Annotated in this window: 3 protein-coding genes; all 3 read right to left on the minus strand. The window is 50.9% G+C overall.

The genetic code is table 11. The features are described from left to right. Nucleotides 1–359: Nif3-like dinuclear metal center hexameric protein (locus tag AOQ29_RS08275; protein ID WP_242977431.1), on the minus strand; the 359-nt coding region annotated here is incomplete at its 3' end. Next, nucleotides 352–1,044, minus strand: coding sequence for a tRNA (adenine(22)-N(1))-methyltransferase (locus AOQ29_RS06690; RefSeq protein ID WP_061993705.1), 693 nt, complete (start codon nucleotides 1,042–1,044; stop codon nucleotides 352–354). The genes AOQ29_RS08275 and AOQ29_RS06690, both read right to left, overlap by 8 nt. A 94-nt stretch (nucleotides 1,045–1,138) precedes the next feature. Beyond that, nucleotides 1,139–1,351, minus strand: a 213-nt coding sequence (locus AOQ29_RS08280; RefSeq protein WP_407645487.1) for a ribonuclease HII, incomplete at its 5' end; no start/stop codon positions are given.

Raw genomic sequence — 1,351 nt, forward strand, 5'->3', positions numbered from 1 at the left:
ATGCCAAAGGCCTCACAAAGCCAGTCGTTCAGCCCACCGGCTGCTGCATCCAAGTTCGTATGCGAGGCATAAATCACGATGTTATGCCGTAAGGCCGTCGCATACATTAGATTCTGGGGGTCAGCCAAGTCGAGGTTCTTCGCCGGGAAAAACATTGCTTCGTGGTGGGCCCAAATAAAGTTAGCCCCCAGGTCAATCGCTTCTTGAACAACTTCTGGACGAACGTCTAAGGTCGTTAAGACCCCGGTAATTTCCTGGGTTGCATCCCCAATTTGCAATCCCGTTGGGTCCCCGGTCTCTGCCAGGTCCTTGGGCGCAAAGGCTTCAATTTGATCAATTAAATCTTGGGCTTTAATCATGGAAGACCGCCTCCTTAATCTTTTGGTATTCCTTGGCTAGGTTTTGGTACTTATCCGTCTCGCCTTGACCATTTGATTTTAACCGGTCTAAGAGCGTCTCTAAGCGCCCTTTCTCAAGTTCCCACTTAGTCACAAAGACCGGGTCTCTTTCGGCCAATAAAACGGGTCCAAAGGCCAATTGTGTGGGCGTGAGGTCTTGGATTCCTGGTTGGGCGACGATAATTTCATAGCGGTGGTGCCCTTCGGCGACAATTTTCTCAGTCGTAATGGCATAACCATTAGCCACTAACCACCGACGGACGGCTTCTTGGTCGGTGTTAGGTTGGAGGATTAACTGGTCAAAGGGCTGGTCACTGGTCCCAGCCGCAAGGATTTTTTCAATTAAAAGTCCCCCCATCCCGGCAATCACAACGGTCTGAATCCCATCAGTAGGTTCAATTGCTGCTAAGCCGTCGGCTAAGCGACAAGTCACTTTTTCATTCAAGCCGGCAGTGCCAACCGTATGGCGGGCATTGTCCAAGGGACCCTGAGAGACTTCGCCGACCAAAGCGGCTGGAATCCGGCCTTCCATTAAGAGGACAGCCGGTAAGTAGGCATGGTCTGAACCAATGTCGGCCAACTTATGGCCTGGCGTCACTAGGTCAGCGACGGCTGCGAGACGGGGACTAAGTTTAATTGTTGCCATTTCAACAACCTTTCTTTCGTTTTTCTTTGAGTTTAACCCAACCGGGTTTCGTTAGCAAAAAAATGAGCCACACATTGGCGGCTCATAAAATTATTTATTTGGTTAGAACTTCTTGGACCGGGCTAAAACTACGCCGGTGAATTGGACAAGGACCAAGCTTAGCCAAACCGGCTAGGTGCTTGGCCGTTCCGTAACCGGCATTATTCGCCAGGTCGTAGCCGGGATATTGCTGGTCATAGTCAACCATCATCGCATCCCGGGTCACCTTAGCTAAGATACTGGCAGCGCCAATCGAGTTCGACCGGGC

The sequence above is a fragment of the Fructobacillus ficulneus genome, from assembly GCF_001047075.2.
Taxonomy (GTDB): domain Bacteria; phylum Bacillota; class Bacilli; order Lactobacillales; family Lactobacillaceae; genus Fructobacillus; species Fructobacillus ficulneus.